Below are 15,112 nucleotides of genomic sequence, written 5' to 3' on the forward strand. Positions count from 1 at the left end.
CCGCCGCCTTCCTGCGCGAGGGGCTGGTCGACGAGGCGGTCGTGCACCTGGCGCCCAAGCTGCTCGGTGCCGGCGCACCGCTGGTGGGGGACCTGGGAATCACCGGGATCGGCGACGCGCTGACCCTCTCGGTCACCGGCCTCACCCGCCTGGGCGGGGACGTGGAGATCCGCCTGCGGCCGACCCGGCACACTGGGGACCGGCGCGTCGCGGACTCCCACGGCGCGACCGGAGGGAGTTGATCGTGTTCACCGGCATCGTCGAGGAGGTCGGCGTCCTGCTCGCCCGCGAGGAGGTCGGCGGGGTGGGTCGTGAGGTCGACGCCGCCCGGCTGCGCATCCGGGCGCGCAAGGCGCTCGAGGACGTGGCGCTGGGCGACTCGATCGCCGTCAACGGGGTCTGCCTCACCGTCACCGGTTCCGACGGTGAGGAGTGGACCACCGACGTGATGGCCGAGACCCTCCGCCGCAGCAGCCTGGGCGCCCTGGGCGCCGGCGACCCGGTCAACCTGGAGCGCGCCGTCACCCCGCACACCCGGCTCGGCGGGCACCTGGTGCAGGGCCACGTCGACGGCGTCGGCACCGTGCGCACCCGCACCCCCGGCGAGCACTGGGAGGTCGTGCGGGTCGGGCTGCCGCCGGAGCTGGCGCGTTACGTGGTCGAGAAGGGCTCGATCACCGTGGACGGCGTCTCGCTCACCGTGAGCGCGGTCAGCGACGCGGACGACCCCGAGCCCTGGTTCGAGGTCAGCCTCATCCCCACCACCCTGCGCGAGACCACGCTGGGTGCCGTCCCTCCCGGGAGCCCGGTCAACCTGGAGGTCGACGTGATCGCCAAGTACGTGGAACGCCTGTTGGGAGCACGCTCGTGAGCGAGCCGGCGAGCTCACGCGGGGACACAGCAGCCGAGCGCACGGAGCCGACGAGCGCCGGCGAGGAGGGTTCGTGAGCGCCATGGTCCGCCTGGACACCGTCGAGGACGCGATCGCCGCCGTCAAGAGCGGCCGCCCGGTCGTCGTGATGGACGACGAGGACCGCGAGAACGAGGGCGACCTGATCTTCGCCTCCGAGCTGGCCACCCCGGAGCTCGTCGCGTTCATGGTCCGCTACACCTCGGGCTACATCTGCGTGGCCGTCACCGAGGCCGACGCCGACCGGCTGGACCTGCCGCCGATGTTCCGGGTCAACCAGGACCGCCGCGGCACCGCCTACACCGTCACCGTCGACGCCCGCGAGGGCGTGACCACCGGCATCTCCGCCGCCGACCGGGCGCACACGATCCGGCTGCTGGCCTCCTCGGAGACCGACCCGACCGACCTGGCCCGGCCCGGCCACATCGTGCCGCTGCGCGCCCGGGACGGCGGCGTGCTGCGCCGGCCCGGCCACACCGAGGCCGCCGTCGACCTGGCGGTGCTCGCCGGCCTGCGCCCGTCCGGTGTGCTGTGCGAGCTGGTCAGCGAGGAGGACCCGACGGGCATGGCGCGCGGCGAGGAGCTGCGGGTCTTCGCCGACGAGCACGACCTGTGCCTGATCTCCATCGCCGACCTGATCGCCTACCGGAAGCGCTTCGACAAGCTGATCGAGCGCGTCGCCGAGGCCACCGTGCCGCTCACGCCGGGCACCTTCACCGCCGTCGGCTACCGCAGCTCCTACGACGAGCGCGAGCACGTCGCGTTCGTCCACGGCGACATCGGCGACGGCGAGGACGTGCTGGTCCGGGTGCACTCCGAGTGCCTCACCGGCGACGTGTTCGGCTCGCTGCGCTGCGACTGCGGCCCCCAGCTGCAGGCGGCGCTGGCCGCGGTGGCCCAGGAGGGGCGCGGCATCGTGCTCTACATCCGCGGGCACGAGGGCCGGGGCATCGGCCTGCTGCACAAGCTGCAGGCCTACCAGCTGCAGGACAGGGGGATCGACACCGTCGACGCCAACCTCGACCTCGGCCTGCCCGCCGATGCGCGCGACTACGGCACCGGCGCGCAGATCCTCGTGGACCTCGGCGTGCACACGATGCGGCTGCTCACCAACAACCCGGCCAAGCGTGCGGGGCTCGAGGGCTACGGCCTCAAGGTGACCGGCCGGGTGCCGCTGCCCAGCCACGTCACCGCGGAGAACCTGGCCTACCTGCGCACCAAGCGCGACCGGATGGGCCACCTGCTCGACATCATCGAGCCGGAGACCGAGTCCGGCCCGGCCGACGCGGTCACCGTGCCGGGCACCGACGTCCCCCTGCGCCAGACGGAGCAGCAGCTGTGAGCGGCAAGGGCGCTCCGGAGGCGGCGGCGGTCGACGCGACCGGGCTGACCCTCGGCATCGTCGCCACCACCTGGCACGCCGAGATCACCGGGGCACTGCTGGACCGCGCGGTCGCCGCGGCCGTCGTCAGCGGCGTCCCCGAGCCGACCGTCGTCCGGGTGCCGGGAGCGGTGGAGCTGCCGGTGATCGCCCAGGCGCTGACCGAGCGGCACGACGCCGTCGTCGCGCTGGGGGTCGTGATCCGCGGCGGGACGCCGCACTTCGAGTACGTGTGCGACGCGGTCACCGCCGGCCTCACACGGGTCGCCCTCGACGCGGGCAAGCCCGTCGGCAACGGCGTCCTCACCTGCGACACCGAGGAGCAGGCCCGCGACCGGGCCGGGCTGCCCGGCTCGGCCGAGGACAAGGGCTGGGAGGCGGCCGTGGCCGCCCTGGCCACGGCGCTGACCCTCCGCAGCCTGCGCGGGCCGGCCCGCCCCACCGGCTTCTCGATCCGACCGGCCGACGGGAGTCGCGCGTGAAGACCTTCGACCAGCTGTTCGCCGAGCTCTCCGCCAAGGTCGCCGCGGGCGACCCCGCGTCGGGGACGGTCACGGCGGTCCGCGACGGCGTGCACGCCGCGGGCAAGAAGGTCGTCGAGGAGGCCGCCGAGTCCTGGATGGCCGCCGAGCACGAAGGGGCCGAGCGCACCGCCGAGGAGGTCAGCCAGCTCCTCTACCGGGTGCAGGTCCTGATGCTCGCCCGCGGGCTGACCCTGGACGACGTCTATGCCCACCTCTGACGCAGCCCACCTCTGAACCACCCCCGAACCGACCCGACCGAAGGAGTCCGTCCGTGCTGCGCATCGCCGTGCCCAACAAGGGCGTCCTGAGCGAGCCCGCGGCCGCCATGCTCGCCGAGAGCGGCTACCGCCAGCGCCGCAGCACCAAGGACCTCGCCGTCTACGACCCCGACAGCGACACCGAGTTCTTCTACCTGCGGCCCCGCGACATCGCCGTCTACGTCGCCGCCGGCACGCTGGACGTCGGCATCACCGGCCGCGACATGCTGCTGGAGACCGCGCCGGCCGTCGGCGAGGGCGCCGCCGCGGTGGAGGTCATGCCGCTGGGCTTCGGCCGCTCGTCGTTCCGCTTCGCCTCCCCGGTGGAGTCCGGCATCGAGACCGTCGAGCAGCTGGCCGGCAAGCGGATCGCCACCGCCTACCCCGTCCTGCTCCAGCGGTACCTCGACGAGCAGGGCATCGCGGCCTCGGTGGTCAAGCTCGACGGCGCGGTGGAGACCGCCTGCCGGCTCGGCGTCGCCGACGCCGTCTGCGACGTGGTCGAGACCGGGACGACGCTGCGCGCTGCCGGGCTGCACATCATCGGCGAGCCGGTGCTCACCAGCGAGGCCATCCTGGTGCGCCGGGCCGGCGCCGAGGAGATCCCCGCGGTCGCGCAGCTGCGCCGCCGACTGCGCGGTGTCCTGGTGGCCCGGCAGTACGTGATGCTCGACTACGACTGCCCCAACGAGCTGCTGGAGAAGGCGACCGCCCTGACCCCCGGCCTCGAGGGGCCGACGGTCAGCCCGCTGCAGACCGAGGGCTGGTCGGCGGTGCGGGCGATGGTCGCGCAGCACGAGACCAACCGAGTGATGGACGAGCTGTGGGAGCTCGGCGCCCGCGCGATCCTCGTCACGAGCATCCACGCCTGCCGGCTGTGACACTGTGACACTGCGGTCCTACCGGACCGCACCGCGGCCAGGAGCCGTCCCGGCCGCCGCTGGGCCGCTGCCCGTGTCCCGGTCGGGGGACCCTCCGGGCCCCCGCGACGGTCCACCCCGGCCCAGGTGCCGTCCCCGGCCGCCCGGACCTGGCGTGATCATCGGCAGGTGGTGGTCGCCGTCGGCGGGTCGGGCAGCCACCCGCCGATGATCACGGCCCCTTGATGTGCGAGAGCCCCCGTCCGGTGCGGACGGGGGCTCTCGTGTTCGTGCGGTCAGCGGGTGCGCATGGTCCGGTCGACGAGGTCGATCGCGGTGCACAGCCCCAGGGCCATCGCCCGGCCGCTGGTGGCGCCGGTGGCCAGCAGACCGTCGATCGCCGGCGCCAGCGGCCGCTCGCCGACCAGCCCGTGCAGCACCGCGGCGTACTCGACGCTGACCCGGCCGGCGGCCGCGTGCCGCAGCAGCGACCGGGACAGCTCGGTCGTCCGGCCGGCAGCCAGCGCGGAGACCGCGGCGGCGAACCGCTCGGCGGCGGGGTGGCCCAGCAGCACCAGCCCGGCCATCGTGCCGGCCATGACGTCGTCCCCGGCCGGGGTCAGACCCGGGCCGAGACCGATCAGCCGCGTGGCGGTGCGCAGGGCCGCGTCGAGGTCGGCCCGGCGGACGGCGCCGCGCAGTGCGGCCAGCGGGCCACCGGGACCGGCCGGCAGGCCGGGGAGGGTGAACGCGCTGTGCGGCACGCCCTCGCCGTAGAGGGCGTTGCGCAGCTGGCGCACGCCCTCGGGCAGCAGGGCCGGGCGGGGACGCGGCAGCCGGGGACGCGGGTCCCACCAGGCGGCGGCGCTGACGGCGAGGTCGCCGACGACGATGCGCCCGCCACCGACCTCGGCCGGGGCGTCGGGCGGCAGCGCCACCAGCGGGCGGCCGTTGCTGGGACGGAACAGCACGCAGGCCAGCGGCAGCCGGGCGGCGTCGCTGGTCAGCACCCCGACGACGTCGCCGCCGCGCTCGCCGGGCACCTGCAGGTACACGGCAGCGGGGACGCTGAGCAGGACGCGCGCCGGGCGGACCGGGCCGCGCAGGAGGTCGGCGACACCGGTGCTCGCCGAGGCGGGCACGGCGGTGGCGGCACGGGCGGGGGGAGCGGTGCGCGCGGTGGCCTGGGCCGACTCGCGCGGCAGCGGGATGGTCGGGAGTCCGGCCCGCGCGGCATGGCCACGCGGGGAGGTTCGAGCCCCGGGGCGGCTCCCGCCCGGGCCTGCGGTCTCGTCGATGGTGCGCATGGCGACCCTCTTCACGCTGGAAGACCACGGGGGGCACCGTCGGCTCGAGACCCCCCGCCCGAGCCCAGCCCACCCGCTGGAGGGGGCTGGTCGGCACCCTGGGAGGGGAACCGGCCTACCATCCACCGGGCGGAGTGGAACCGGGTCTCGAACCTATGCGGCGCGTCGCACGCCCAAGTATGGCGGAAGTCGCCAAGAATGAGAGGGCAAGTCCAGGCACTCCTGACAGGGTGCCGCGATGTGGCCGTGTGCATCGGCAACTGAGAAAGTGAGTGTCGTGACCCAGGGTGAAGCCTCGCTCGCCGTCCCCACGCTGGGTGAAGGCATGGTCTCATCCCGGCGTCACCTGACGACAGCGGAGGTGCCGGTGACCGAGAGCCGCGGGGAGCGGCCCAGCTGGCAGGACCGCATGGGCCTGAGCCTGGCCGAGGCGCTGCGGCTGCCCGGCCTGGCGGGGACGGAGGTCGTCGCCGGGGGCGGCGGCCTCGACCGCGTCGTCCGCTACATGGTGGTCGACGACCCCACCGATCCGCTGGCCGTGGCCGGTGCCGACGTCCTCGTCGTCCTGGGGGCGCGCCTGCCGCCGGCCGACCCGGCCAACTGCCGCGCCCTGGTGGAGCGGCTGGACTCCATGGGCACCGCGGCGCTGGCCTACCGCCTGACCGAGGGGCCCCCGCCGGTGCCGGCCGACGTGCTCGCCGAGGCCGACCGCCGGGCGCTGCCGGTGCTCGCCCTGCCCGCGAGCGTGCGCATGGGGGAGGTCGTCTCGGAGGTGCTCGGCGCCGTCGTCGGCAGGCAGAGCGAGGCGCTGGCGCTCTCCAACCGCATGCACGACCAGTTCATCGACGTCGCGCTCAGCGGCGGCGGGCTGGCCGAGGTCACCGAGCAGCTGGCGGACTCCCTCGAGGGCGCCGCCGTCCTGGGCCTGGGGCCGGACCGCGAGATCGTGACCAGCGCCGGCCCGGCCGAGGACGTCGCCGAGATCAGCGACTGGCTGTGGCTGCTGGACGCCGAGGCCGAGGACGAGATGGCGATGATGGCGCCGTCCCGCCGGCTCTCGGGCCTGCGCGCCGACCAGGCCGTCGTCACCCCGGCCGACGTGCTGGCCGACGCCGACCTGTCCCCGGCCGACGGCATCCTGCTCGTCCCCGGGCACCACGAGCTGCCCGGCGGGGTGGGCGAGTACGCGGTCGCCCCAATCATGGCCGGTGACCAGCGGCACGGCTGGCTGGTCGCCGTCCACCGCAGCGGGCCGATGCTCGTCGGCGCGGGCGCGGTGCTGGAGCGCGCGGCGGTCGTCTCGGCGCTGTCGGTCATCCGCCAGCAGGCCGTGCACTCGGTCGAGCTGCGCTTCCAGGGCGACCTGGTGCGCCGCCTGGTCGCCGGGTCGCTGCGGCACACCGAGCGGGCGCTGGCCCAGACCCGCTCCTTCGGCTGGCGGCTCGACGGCCCGGTCGTCGTCCTGGTGACCGCGACGGAGACTGCCGCCGACCCGCAGGCCGACCCGACCCGCGCCCTCGACGTCCTCGACCGGCTGGCCGACGGCTGGCGCGCCGCGCTGGAGACCGAGGTCTCCGGCGCGGCGGTGGCCGGGCTGTCGACGGAGATCGTCACGGTCCTGCCGCTCGACGGGCGGACGCCGGAGGAGATCACCGCGCTGGTGACCGCGGTGACCGGCCGGGTCAACGCGCGGGTGCGCCGGGTCGGGCGGGTGCTCGGCACCGGCATCGGCCGGCCGGCGGGCTCGCTCTCGGCGCTGGGCGAGGCCCACCAGCAGGCTTCCCGGGCCCTCGGCGTCGGCCAGGAGATCCACGGGGTGCAGGCGGTCACCCACTTCGACCAGCTCGGCGTCTTCCGGCTGCTGTCGCTGATCCCGGACAGCACGGAGCTGCGCAACTACGTCGACGAGGTGCTGGGGACGCTGGCCGACGCCGCCGACCCCGACTCCGCCGACCTGCGGGAGACCCTGCGGGTGCTGCTGGAGACCAACCTCAACGTCGCGGAGTCCGCGCGCCGGCTGCACTTCCACTACAACACGATGCGGTACCGGATCGGCAAGCTGGAGCGGCTGCTCGGGCCCTTCACCACCGACCCGACGCTGCGGCTGAACCTGCTGCTCGCCCTGCACGCGGCGCGGATGCGCGGCCTGGACCAGCCGCACCGCCCGCCGGTGGACGCCGCGATGACGCTGCCCCCGGACGACGGCCTCGACGCGCTGATCTGAGCGCGCCGTGGGGAGGAGCGTCGCGGCGCTGGTCGACCGCATGGGGCAGCTGCTGGCGCCGCTGGAGGCCGACCGCGACCCCGCGCGCTTCTTCCTGGGCGTGTACCTGCGCACGACCGTCGCCGTCGGCGCGGCGATCGACGCGGGCGCCTTCGAGGACCCGGCCTGGGTCGAGGAGTGGGACGTCGACTTCGCCGGCCTCTACCTCGACGCGCTGACCGCCCACCGCCGGGACCCGGCCTCGGCCCCGCGGCCGTGGCGGCTGGCGTTCGGCGCGCGGCCGGACCTGCTGCCGGAGGCGCACGTGCTGCTGGGCATAAACGCGCACATCAACTACGACCTGCCGCAGTCGCTGGTGCGCGTCATCGGTCCGGCCGAGTTCGACACTCCGGCGACGCGGGCGATGCGCGGGCGCGACCACGCGCGGATCGACCGGGTGCTCGCCTCCCGGGTCGCCGCCGAGGACGGCGAGCTGCACCGCGCCGGGGGACGGCGGACGCGGCTGGACCGACTGCTGGCCCCGGTGAACCGCACCGCCAGCCAGGTGTTCCTGCGCGAGTCCCGGCGCAAGGTGTGGGCCAACGCGACCGCACTCGACCGCGCCCGCCGCCGCGGACCGGAGGCCTCCGCCCGCCGGCTGGCCGACCTGGAGGCTGCGTCCGCCGCGCGGGTCGACGACCTGCTGCGCCCCGGCCCGGTGCTGGTGCGGCTGGCGGTGCGCGGCTTCGGCGTCACGCTCGCCTGACCCGACTCGGCGCGCCGGGACCGGCGGCATCGGCGAGGCTGGGACGACGGCCGCACCGGGTGGCCGCACGGAGGAGGGAACTGCATGAGCGCCGCGGAGACGACGGGCGAGCGAGCACCGCAGCGAGCGCCAGCGAGCGAGGAGCGGAACGAGCCCGGAGTCGAGCAGTGAGCGAGGTCGCCCGTCCGCTGTCCGGCAGGGTCGCGCTGGTCACCGGCGCGTCGTCGGGGATCGGTGAGGCCACCGCCGTCGCCCTGGCCGAGGCCGGCGCGTCCGTGGCGATCGGCGCCCGCCGCCGCGACCGGCTCGACGACCTGGCGGCCCGGCTCGGCGAGGCCGGCGCCAAGGTGGTCACCCTCGACCTGGACGTCACCGACGAGGCGTCCTGCCGCGACGCCGTCGCCCGCACCCGCGGCGAGCTCGGCGGCCTCGACGTCCTGGTCAACAACGCCGGTGTGATGCTGCTCGGCACGATCGTCGGCGCCGATCCCGAGGACTGGCGGCGCATGCTCGACACCAACGTGCTCGGGCTGATGTACATGACCCACGCGGCGATCGAGGGCATGGTGGGGCAGGGCTCCGGCGACGTCGTCAACATCTCCAGCGTGGCCGGCCGTCAGGCCCGCAAGGGCGCCGGTGTCTACAACGCCTCGAAGTGGGCGGTGAACGCCTTCAGCGAGTCGCTGCGCCAGGAGGTGACGACGAAGGGCGTGCGCATCTCGCTGGTCGAACCGGGTGCGGTCAGCACCGAGCTGACCGACCACATCACCCAGCCCGCGGCCAAGGCCGCGTCGGTGCAGATGTACACGAGCATGCGGGCTCTGCACGCCGAGGACGTCGCCCGCGCGATCGTCTACGTGGTCAGCCAGCCGCCGCACGTCGCGGTCAACGAGGTGCTGGTGCGCCCCACCGACCAGGAGCGCTGAGCGGGTCGACCGCCCGGCCCGCCCGCACTCTCGCGCCGTTCCCGCGCGTGCGCGCCGGTGCACCGGCGCGGGGACGGGTGGAACGGCGCGAGAGTCGCGCCACGAGCCTGGGGGCGGTGGGGGCAGGGAGCCCTCCTTCAGTCGTGGAAGACCTCGATGCGGGCACCCATCTCCACCAGCCGCTCGTAGAGCTGCTCGTAGCCGCGGGCGATGATGTCGACGTTGCGCAGCACCGACGTCCCCTTGGCCGCGAGCATCGCCAGCAGGATGCAGACCGCCGGGCGCAGCGCCGGCGGGCAGACCACCTCGGCGCTGGACCAGTGCGTCGGGCCGGTGACCAGCACGCGGTGCGGGTCGAGCAGCCGGACGTCGGCGCCGAGCCGGGTCAGGTCGGAGAGGTGGATCGCCCGGTTGTCGTAGACCCAGTCGTGGATCAGTGTCGAGCCGGTCGCGGCGGCCGCGATGACGGCGAAGAACGGCAGGTTGTCGATGTTGAGGCCCGGGAACGGCATCGGGTGGATCTTGTCGATCGGCGCCTTGAGCCGTGACGGCGAGATGGTGACGTCGACCAGCCGGGTGTGCCCGTTGTCGGCCAGGTACTCCGGGGAGAGGCTGTAGCGCAGCCCCATCTCGGCGAGGGTGGCCAGCTCCACCTCGAGGAACTCGATCGGCGCCCGGCACACGGTCAGCTCCGACTCGGTGACGATGCCGGCGGTCAGCAGGCTCATCGCCTCGACCGGGTCCTCGCTGATCGTGTAGTCGACGTCGGCGTCGAGCACCGGACGCCCGCGGACGACGAGCGTGGTGGTGCCCAGCCCCTGGACGTCGACGCCGAGCAGCTGCAGGTACAGGCAGAGGTCCTGGACCATGTAGTTGGAGCTGGCGTTGCGGATGGTCGTCGTCCCGTCGGTGCGGGCCGCCGCCAGCAGGGCGTTCTCGGTGACGGTGTCGCCCCGCTCGGTCAGCACGATGGTGCGGTCGGCCGTGCCCGGCGCGGTGACCGCGGCGTGGTACCGCCCGCCGCGGGCCTCCACCTCCAGCCCGAACGGGCGCAGCGCGATCATGTGCGGCTCGACCGTGCGGGTGCCCAGGTCGCAGCCGCCGGCGTAGGGCAGGTCGAACTCCGGTGCCCGGTGCAGCAGCGGGCCGAGGAACATGATGATGCTGCGGGTCCGGCGGGCGGCGTCGGCGTCGATGCCGGCGAGGTCGAGCTCCTCGGGGACGACGAGGGTGAGGTCGCGGCCGGCGTCGTCCCAGGTGGCCGAGACGCCGATCGAGCGCAGCACGTCGAGGATGCGGTCGACCTCGACGATGCGGGCCACGTTGCGCAGCGTCGTCCGGCCGCGGTTGAGCAGCGCCGCGCACAGCAGCGCCACGGCGGCGTTCTTGGAGGACTTGACGACGACGCTGCCGCGCAGCGGCACGCCGCCGGTGACCCGCAAGTGGGTGGGGCCGGACGGGCCGACGCTGAACAGCTCGCGCTCCAGGGCCTCGGAGAGGCGGCCGAGCAGCTCGAGGGTGAGGTTCTGCCCGCCCTGCTCGATGCGGGCGATGGCGCTCTGGCTGGTACCCAGGCGCTCGGCGAGCTGCTGCTGGGTCAGCCCGCGGTGCCGGCGGGCGTCGCGGACGAGCATGCCGATGCGCTGCATGGCGCTGGCCTCGTGCGCAGGGGCGGCAGCGCTGGCCTCGTGCGCAGGGGCGGCAGCGCTGGCCTCGTGCGCAGGGGCGGCAGCGCTGGCCTCGTGGGCAGGTACGCCGGCCTCGGGTGCGGGGGTGGCAGCGATGTCGGTGGTCGGATCGGTGGCCGTCACGAGGAGTCACGGTATCTCGCATGTGAGATGCCGCGGGTCGGGCGCGCCGGGACGGAACGGTCCGGCCAGACTGCCGGGCATGGACGTTCTGGTGACGGGAGGGACGGGTCGGCTCGGCCGGCTGGTCGTCGAGCGCCTGGCCGACGGCGGCCACCGGGTGCGGCAGATGTCGCGGCGGGGGACCGGCCCGGGCGGGGTGCGCGGCGACCTGGCGACCGGCCGCGACCTGCCGATGGCGCTGGCCGGGGCGGAGGTCGTCGTCCACGCGGCGAGCGACGCGCGGGGGGACTACTGGGAGGCCGACGTCGCCGGCACCCGGCGGCTGGTGCAGGCGGTGGACCGTGATCGGCTGCGCCACCTGGTGTTCGTCTCGATCGTCGGGGTCGACCGCATCCCCTACGGCTACTACCACGCCAAGTACGCCGCCGAGCAGGTGCTGCTGGCCTCGGGCCTGCCGGTGACGCTGCTGCGCATCACCCAGTTCCACGACTTCGTCGACCAGCTGCTGGCCACCGCCCGCCGCGGCCCGGTGCTGCCGGTGCCGATGGGCTGGCGGCTGCAGCCGGTCGACGTCGCGGAGGCCGCCGCGCACACCGCGGAGGTCGCGCTCGGCGCACCGGCCGGGGACGTCGTCGAGTTCGGCGGGCCCGAGGAGCTGACCGCGGCGGACGTCGCGCGGGCCTGGGCCGCCGCTCGCGAGCCGAACGCCCACGTGGTGGCCACCCCGGTGCCCGGTCGGCTGTCGGCCGCGGTCCGCGACGGAGCCGCGGTGCCCACGCGCGGCCCGCGCGGACGGCGCAGCTACGCCGAGCACCTGCGCGGCTGAGGGAAGGACCCCCTGCCCCCACCGCTCACAGGCTCGCGGCGGGACCCTGCAGGGGGCCGCCGTCGCAGGCTCAGGGTGGGACCCGGGACGGGGCCTCAGCCGGCCGGGCGGGACGACGGGACGACGAGCACCGGCCGGTGTGCGCAGTGCAGCATCGCGCGGGTCACGTGGCCGACCAGGGTGTCGCGGGTGCCCCCGCGGCCGCGGCTGCCCACGACGACCACCGCCGCGCGGCGGCGGGCGGCCTCGTCGGCCAGGGTCACCGCGGTCGCCCGCGGCCGGCCGGCGCGACCGGAGCAGCGGACGGTGACCAGCTCGGTGCCCTCGACCGGCGACGGAGCGGGGGACCCCTCCGACTCCTCGACGGCGACCCGCAGCCGCTGCCGGTGGGGGAGCAGCGCGGTGGCCGCGGTGAGCGCCCGCTGGGCGTGCTCGGAGCCGTCGGTGCCGACGACGACCGGCCCGGACTCCACCGCCGCCCACTCGACGGTGGTCAGCGGGTGCGGGACGACGAGCACCGGCACCGGGCTGACGTGCACGACCAGCTCCGAGACGCTGCCCATCGAGGCGCGCATGCCGGTCATCCCGCGCGAGCCGACGACCATGAGGTCGGCGTCGACCTCCTCGGCGGTGCGGGCGAACTGGTAGCCGTCACCGCCGAAGGTGCGCTTGACCAGCGGCTCGGCGTCCCAGCCCGCGGCCTTGACGAGCTTCACTCCGGTGCGGGCCAGCCGCTCGGCCTCCGCCCTGCCCTCGTTCTCCACCAGCCGGCCCAGCGCCTCGGCGTTGGCGGCGCGTTCCATGACGCGGTGCCGCAGCTCGGGGGAGGTGAACGGCGGCTCCCACAGGTTCAGGATCGTGGCGGTGGCCGACGGCAGCAGCGCCGCGGCGGCCTCGATCGCGTTCACCGCGCTGGGCGAACCGTCGTAGCCGACCAGGACGCGCAGGCTCCGGACACCGGTGTCGGGTGCGCTCATGGCGGGCATGGTCCTCCGCGCGAGCCGATCCCGGGAGAGGCCAGGGACCGTCGACCTGGCGGGGCCCATGGGCTGGGCAGGAGGGTCCCGGGGACGCGTCGTCCCGGGTGGTGAGGAGCGGCCGTGGACGAGCAGCGGTGGACGGCGGTGGTCGAGGCGGCCACCCGGGCGCCGTCGGTGCACAACATCCAGCCGTGGCGGTTCACCGCCTCCGGTGACCGGCTGGCGGTGCACCTCGACCCCGAGCGGGCGCTGCCGGTGCTGGACCCGACCGGCCGGCCGCAGGTGATCAGCTGCGGCGCGTCGGATGCCGGCGGCGCCGTCTCGGGACGCCGTCCGGTCAGCGAGGTGCTGCGCTTCGAGCCGGCCGGCTGACCGGGCGCCGTCCTCCTTCAGTCGCGGCGGCGGGAGGTGGCCCAGGGGTCCTCGGGGTCGAAGTCGTCGTCGGGCTCGGGCTCGGTCTGTGCCCGGGCCGGTTCCGTCTGCCCGGCCGCGGCCGCCAGGGCGGCGTCGCGCTCACGGGCGCGCTCGGCCCGCTCGGCGCGCTCCTGGGCGCGCAGCTCGCGTCGGGACGGCCGGGTCTCGGCCTGGGGACGCCGGCCGAGCGCCCACAGCCCAACGCCGGCCAGCGCGAGACCGAGGGGGATGGGGTAGGCCGCGCCCCGCTCGGTGCCGCCCTCGCCGAGGAACGAGGTGATGCCGAGGGAGAAGAAGACCGTCATCCCGGTGCTCAGCAGGCCCAGCAGCGCCAGCGCCGTCCCCAGGGCCTCGGAGCGCGGCCGGACGCCGTAGGCCATCGCCAGCAGCCCGAGCCCGCCGCCGACGAAGTGCAGCCCGGCGCCGGCCTGGTGCAGGTCCTCCTGGCTGCCGAGGGGGAAGAGCCCGACGAGGACGACGCCGACGGCGGCCGCGGTGAGGAAGGCCGGCACCATCCGGCCGCCGAGGCCGGCCAGCGCCGGGCGCAGCAGCACTGCGCCGGCGGCGATGAGCACGCCCTGGGCGACGAACGAGGTGTTCATCAGCAGCGGCGCCGCGGAGGCCGCCGACCCGAGGTCGCTGATGAGGTCGTCGGCGCGGCTGTACCCGCCGCCGGTCTGCAGTGCGACGACGGTCTCGACGACGAAGAACTGCAGGGTCAGCAGCCAGGCGATCGCGCCCCAGCGGTACCGGGTGGGAGTCACACCGGCCATGGTCCCAGCGCGGCCCGCGGGTGCGGGGGCAGGTGGGCGAGGACGGCGGCGTACTGCTCCGGGGACAGCCACGACGGGTTGCTGCCGGCCGGCATCCGCAGCACCTCGGCGTCGCGGGCGGCCGGGTCGGCCAGCAGGTCGGCGCGGGCGACCGGGGCGGGCAGCCGGGTGAGCCGGACGGGGACGACGGGTCCGCCGTCGCGCTCCTCGGCCTCGCCGGTCACCTCGCCGAGCGCGTGCACGCCGGGCGCGGCCCGGCCGCTGACCCACAGCAGGCACGGCTGGCCGGCACGCAGCAGGTCCAGCCGGTAGGAACGCCGGACGCAGCGGGTCGTCGTGTGCGCCTCGCCCACCCGCCAGCCGGGCTCGATCAGCTCCGGCGGGCGGGTGGACTTCAGCACCCAGCAGCCGACGTCCCCCGGCTCCAGGCGGGTCAACCGGACCTCCTCGAGCAGGCGGGTGGCTCAGCGCCCGTCGGGGACGGCACCTGACCGCGGTGTCGGCCGGTAGGCCGACAGATCAAGACAGCTCAGTCAGTCGCGGAGTGGGTGTCGGCGCCGGCGGGGTCGGCGTCGTCGGCGTCCACCAGCTGCCGCTCGTGCTCGGTGCGGTGCTGGAGCTCCTCGTCGTTGGGTCGCGCGTACCCGCCGGCGTGCTCCTGCCGGTCGCGCGGGGCCGACTCGGTCGTCTCCATGACGTCGTCGAGGGTGGGACGGTCGGGCTCACTCACGGTTCTCTCCACTTCGTCGGGGACGGTGCCTCGGGGGAGGCCATAGCCACCCGGGGACGCCGGTAACCCGTGATCAGCGTTGCTCGAGGAGGGCGGCGGGGACCCAGGCCTCGACCAGCACGGTGCCCTGCGGCCCGGCGACGGCGTAGGTGACCCGGCCGGACCAGCCGCCCTCGCCCTGCCGCCACTCCACGAGCAGCCCGGGCCACACGCCGGGGGCGCCGGGCGGGTCGTGCACCCAGCAGTGCCGGCCGCGCGCCCGGTCTGGCCCTTCGACACATCTGACGCTTACGACCCCTCCTTCCGTGCGCATATCTGTGCGACCTGTCTCATTTGCAAACAAAACACGATTGACAGTACAATGCACACGAACAATACAAAGAACAACACACACCGGATTATGAAGCATACACAACAGTTATCACATATGCAATCATTCAATGA

18 protein-coding genes are annotated in these 15,112 nt (G+C 75.0%); 11 read left to right on the forward strand and 7 right to left on the reverse strand.

The annotated features are described in order from the left end of the window. From CNO22_RS19590 to hisG, 6 genes are all read left to right on the forward strand, one after another. Nucleotides 1–242 (forward strand): dihydrofolate reductase family protein (locus CNO22_RS19590; protein ID WP_198588454.1); only part of this gene is annotated, 242 nt, incomplete at its 5' end. A gap of 2 nt (nt 243–244) precedes the next feature. Then, on the forward strand, nt 245–871 hold the full coding sequence (locus tag CNO22_RS19595; protein ID WP_100500951.1) for a riboflavin synthase: 627 nt from the start codon (nt 245–247) through the stop codon (nt 869–871). A gap of 82 nt (nt 872–953) precedes the next feature. Continuing rightward, entirely contained in the window at nt 954–2,252 is a 1,299-nt protein-coding gene (locus tag CNO22_RS19600) for a bifunctional 3,4-dihydroxy-2-butanone-4-phosphate synthase/GTP cyclohydrolase II (RefSeq protein ID WP_100500962.1), read from the forward strand. Continuing rightward, nucleotides 2,249–2,773: a 6,7-dimethyl-8-ribityllumazine synthase gene (ribH, locus tag CNO22_RS19605; RefSeq protein WP_100500952.1), complete on the forward strand. Its 525-nt coding sequence runs from the start codon at nt 2,249–2,251 to the stop codon at nt 2,771–2,773. Before CNO22_RS19600 ends, ribH begins: the two co-directional genes overlap by 4 nt. Then, nucleotides 2,770–3,033, forward strand: a complete 264-nt coding sequence (locus tag CNO22_RS19610) for a phosphoribosyl-ATP diphosphatase (RefSeq protein ID WP_091155911.1) — start codon at nt 2,770–2,772, stop codon at nt 3,031–3,033. The genes ribH and CNO22_RS19610 overlap by 4 nt, the downstream gene beginning before the upstream one ends. Before the next feature lie 53 nt (nt 3,034–3,086). After that, nucleotides 3,087–3,953, forward strand: a complete 867-nt coding sequence (hisG, locus tag CNO22_RS19615) for an ATP phosphoribosyltransferase (protein ID WP_100500953.1) — start codon at nt 3,087–3,089, stop codon at nt 3,951–3,953. Between the two features lie 275 nt (nt 3,954–4,228). On the opposite strand, the gene CNO22_RS19620 is transcribed toward hisG, so the two are convergent. Further along, nucleotides 4,229–5,239: a DUF2877 domain-containing protein gene (locus CNO22_RS19620; RefSeq protein ID WP_100500963.1), complete on the reverse strand. Its 1,011-nt coding sequence runs from the start codon at nt 5,237–5,239 to the stop codon at nt 4,229–4,231. 367 nt (nt 5,240–5,606) lie between these two features. Between CNO22_RS19620 and CNO22_RS19625 the strand changes: the two genes are divergently transcribed. The 3 genes from CNO22_RS19625 to CNO22_RS19635 all read left to right on the forward strand — a co-directional run bounded on the left by CNO22_RS19625 (nt 5,607) and on the right by CNO22_RS19635 (nt 9,134). Further along, the gene (locus tag CNO22_RS19625; RefSeq protein WP_100500964.1) at nt 5,607–7,463 is read left to right on the forward strand and encodes a PucR family transcriptional regulator; all 1,857 of its coding nucleotides are present in this window, start codon (nt 5,607–5,609) and stop codon (nt 7,461–7,463) included. Between the two features lie 7 nt (nt 7,464–7,470). Continuing rightward, nucleotides 7,471–8,208: a DUF5995 family protein gene (locus CNO22_RS19630; protein ID WP_100500954.1), complete on the forward strand. Its 738-nt coding sequence runs from the start codon at nt 7,471–7,473 to the stop codon at nt 8,206–8,208. 167 nt (nt 8,209–8,375) lie between these two features. Further along, on the forward strand, nt 8,376–9,134 hold the full coding sequence (locus tag CNO22_RS19635; protein WP_100500955.1) for an SDR family NAD(P)-dependent oxidoreductase: 759 nt from the start codon (nt 8,376–8,378) through the stop codon (nt 9,132–9,134). A 137-nt stretch (nt 9,135–9,271) separates the two neighbouring features. Here the strand turns inward: CNO22_RS19635 and CNO22_RS19640 are convergent, their stop codons facing one another. Beyond that, a complete protein-coding gene (locus CNO22_RS19640; RefSeq protein ID WP_232807185.1) occupies nt 9,272–10,945 on the reverse strand; it encodes a helix-turn-helix domain-containing protein in 1,674 nt (557 codons plus the stop codon). Nucleotides 10,946–11,024: 79 nt separating this feature from the next. On the opposite strand from CNO22_RS19640, the gene CNO22_RS19645 reads away from it, so the two are divergent. Then, entirely contained in the window at nt 11,025–11,771 is a 747-nt protein-coding gene (locus tag CNO22_RS19645; RefSeq protein WP_100500956.1) for an SDR family oxidoreductase, read from the forward strand. A gap of 95 nt (nt 11,772–11,866) precedes the next feature. Here the strand turns inward: CNO22_RS19645 and CNO22_RS19650 are convergent, their stop codons facing one another. After that, on the reverse strand, nt 11,867–12,748 hold the full coding sequence (locus CNO22_RS19650) for a universal stress protein (RefSeq protein ID WP_100500957.1): 882 nt from the start codon (nt 12,746–12,748) through the stop codon (nt 11,867–11,869). 123 nt (nt 12,749–12,871) lie between these two features. On the opposite strand from CNO22_RS19650, the gene CNO22_RS19655 reads away from it, so the two are divergent. Further along, nucleotides 12,872–13,123: a hypothetical protein gene (locus CNO22_RS19655; RefSeq protein ID WP_100500958.1), complete on the forward strand. Its 252-nt coding sequence runs from the start codon at nt 12,872–12,874 to the stop codon at nt 13,121–13,123. 17 nt (nt 13,124–13,140) lie between these two features. Here CNO22_RS19655 and CNO22_RS19660 read toward each other — a convergent pair whose 3' ends face one another. The 4 genes from CNO22_RS19660 to CNO22_RS19675 all read right to left on the reverse strand — a co-directional run bounded on the left by CNO22_RS19660 (nt 13,141) and on the right by CNO22_RS19675 (nt 14,906). Then, on the reverse strand, nt 13,141–13,938 hold the full coding sequence (locus CNO22_RS19660) for a DUF998 domain-containing protein (RefSeq protein WP_100500959.1): 798 nt from the start codon (nt 13,936–13,938) through the stop codon (nt 13,141–13,143). Next, nucleotides 13,926–14,375, reverse strand: coding sequence for a hypothetical protein (locus tag CNO22_RS19665; protein WP_100500960.1), 450 nt, complete (start codon nt 14,373–14,375; stop codon nt 13,926–13,928). Before CNO22_RS19665 ends, CNO22_RS19660 begins: the two co-directional genes overlap by 13 nt. Nucleotides 14,376–14,467: 92 nt before the next feature. Beyond that, nucleotides 14,468–14,668: a hypothetical protein gene (locus CNO22_RS19670; protein ID WP_100500961.1), complete on the reverse strand. Its 201-nt coding sequence runs from the start codon at nt 14,666–14,668 to the stop codon at nt 14,468–14,470. 73 nt (nt 14,669–14,741) lie between these two features. Beyond that, the gene (locus tag CNO22_RS19675; protein WP_232807186.1) at nt 14,742–14,906 is read right to left on the reverse strand and encodes a hypothetical protein; all 165 of its coding nucleotides are present in this window, start codon (nt 14,904–14,906) and stop codon (nt 14,742–14,744) included. Between the last annotated feature and the right edge of the window lie 206 nt (nt 14,907–15,112).

Origin of the sequence: Geodermatophilus chilensis (assembly GCF_002802985.1) — a bacterium.
GTDB lineage: Bacteria > Actinomycetota > Actinomycetes > Mycobacteriales > Geodermatophilaceae > Geodermatophilus > Geodermatophilus chilensis.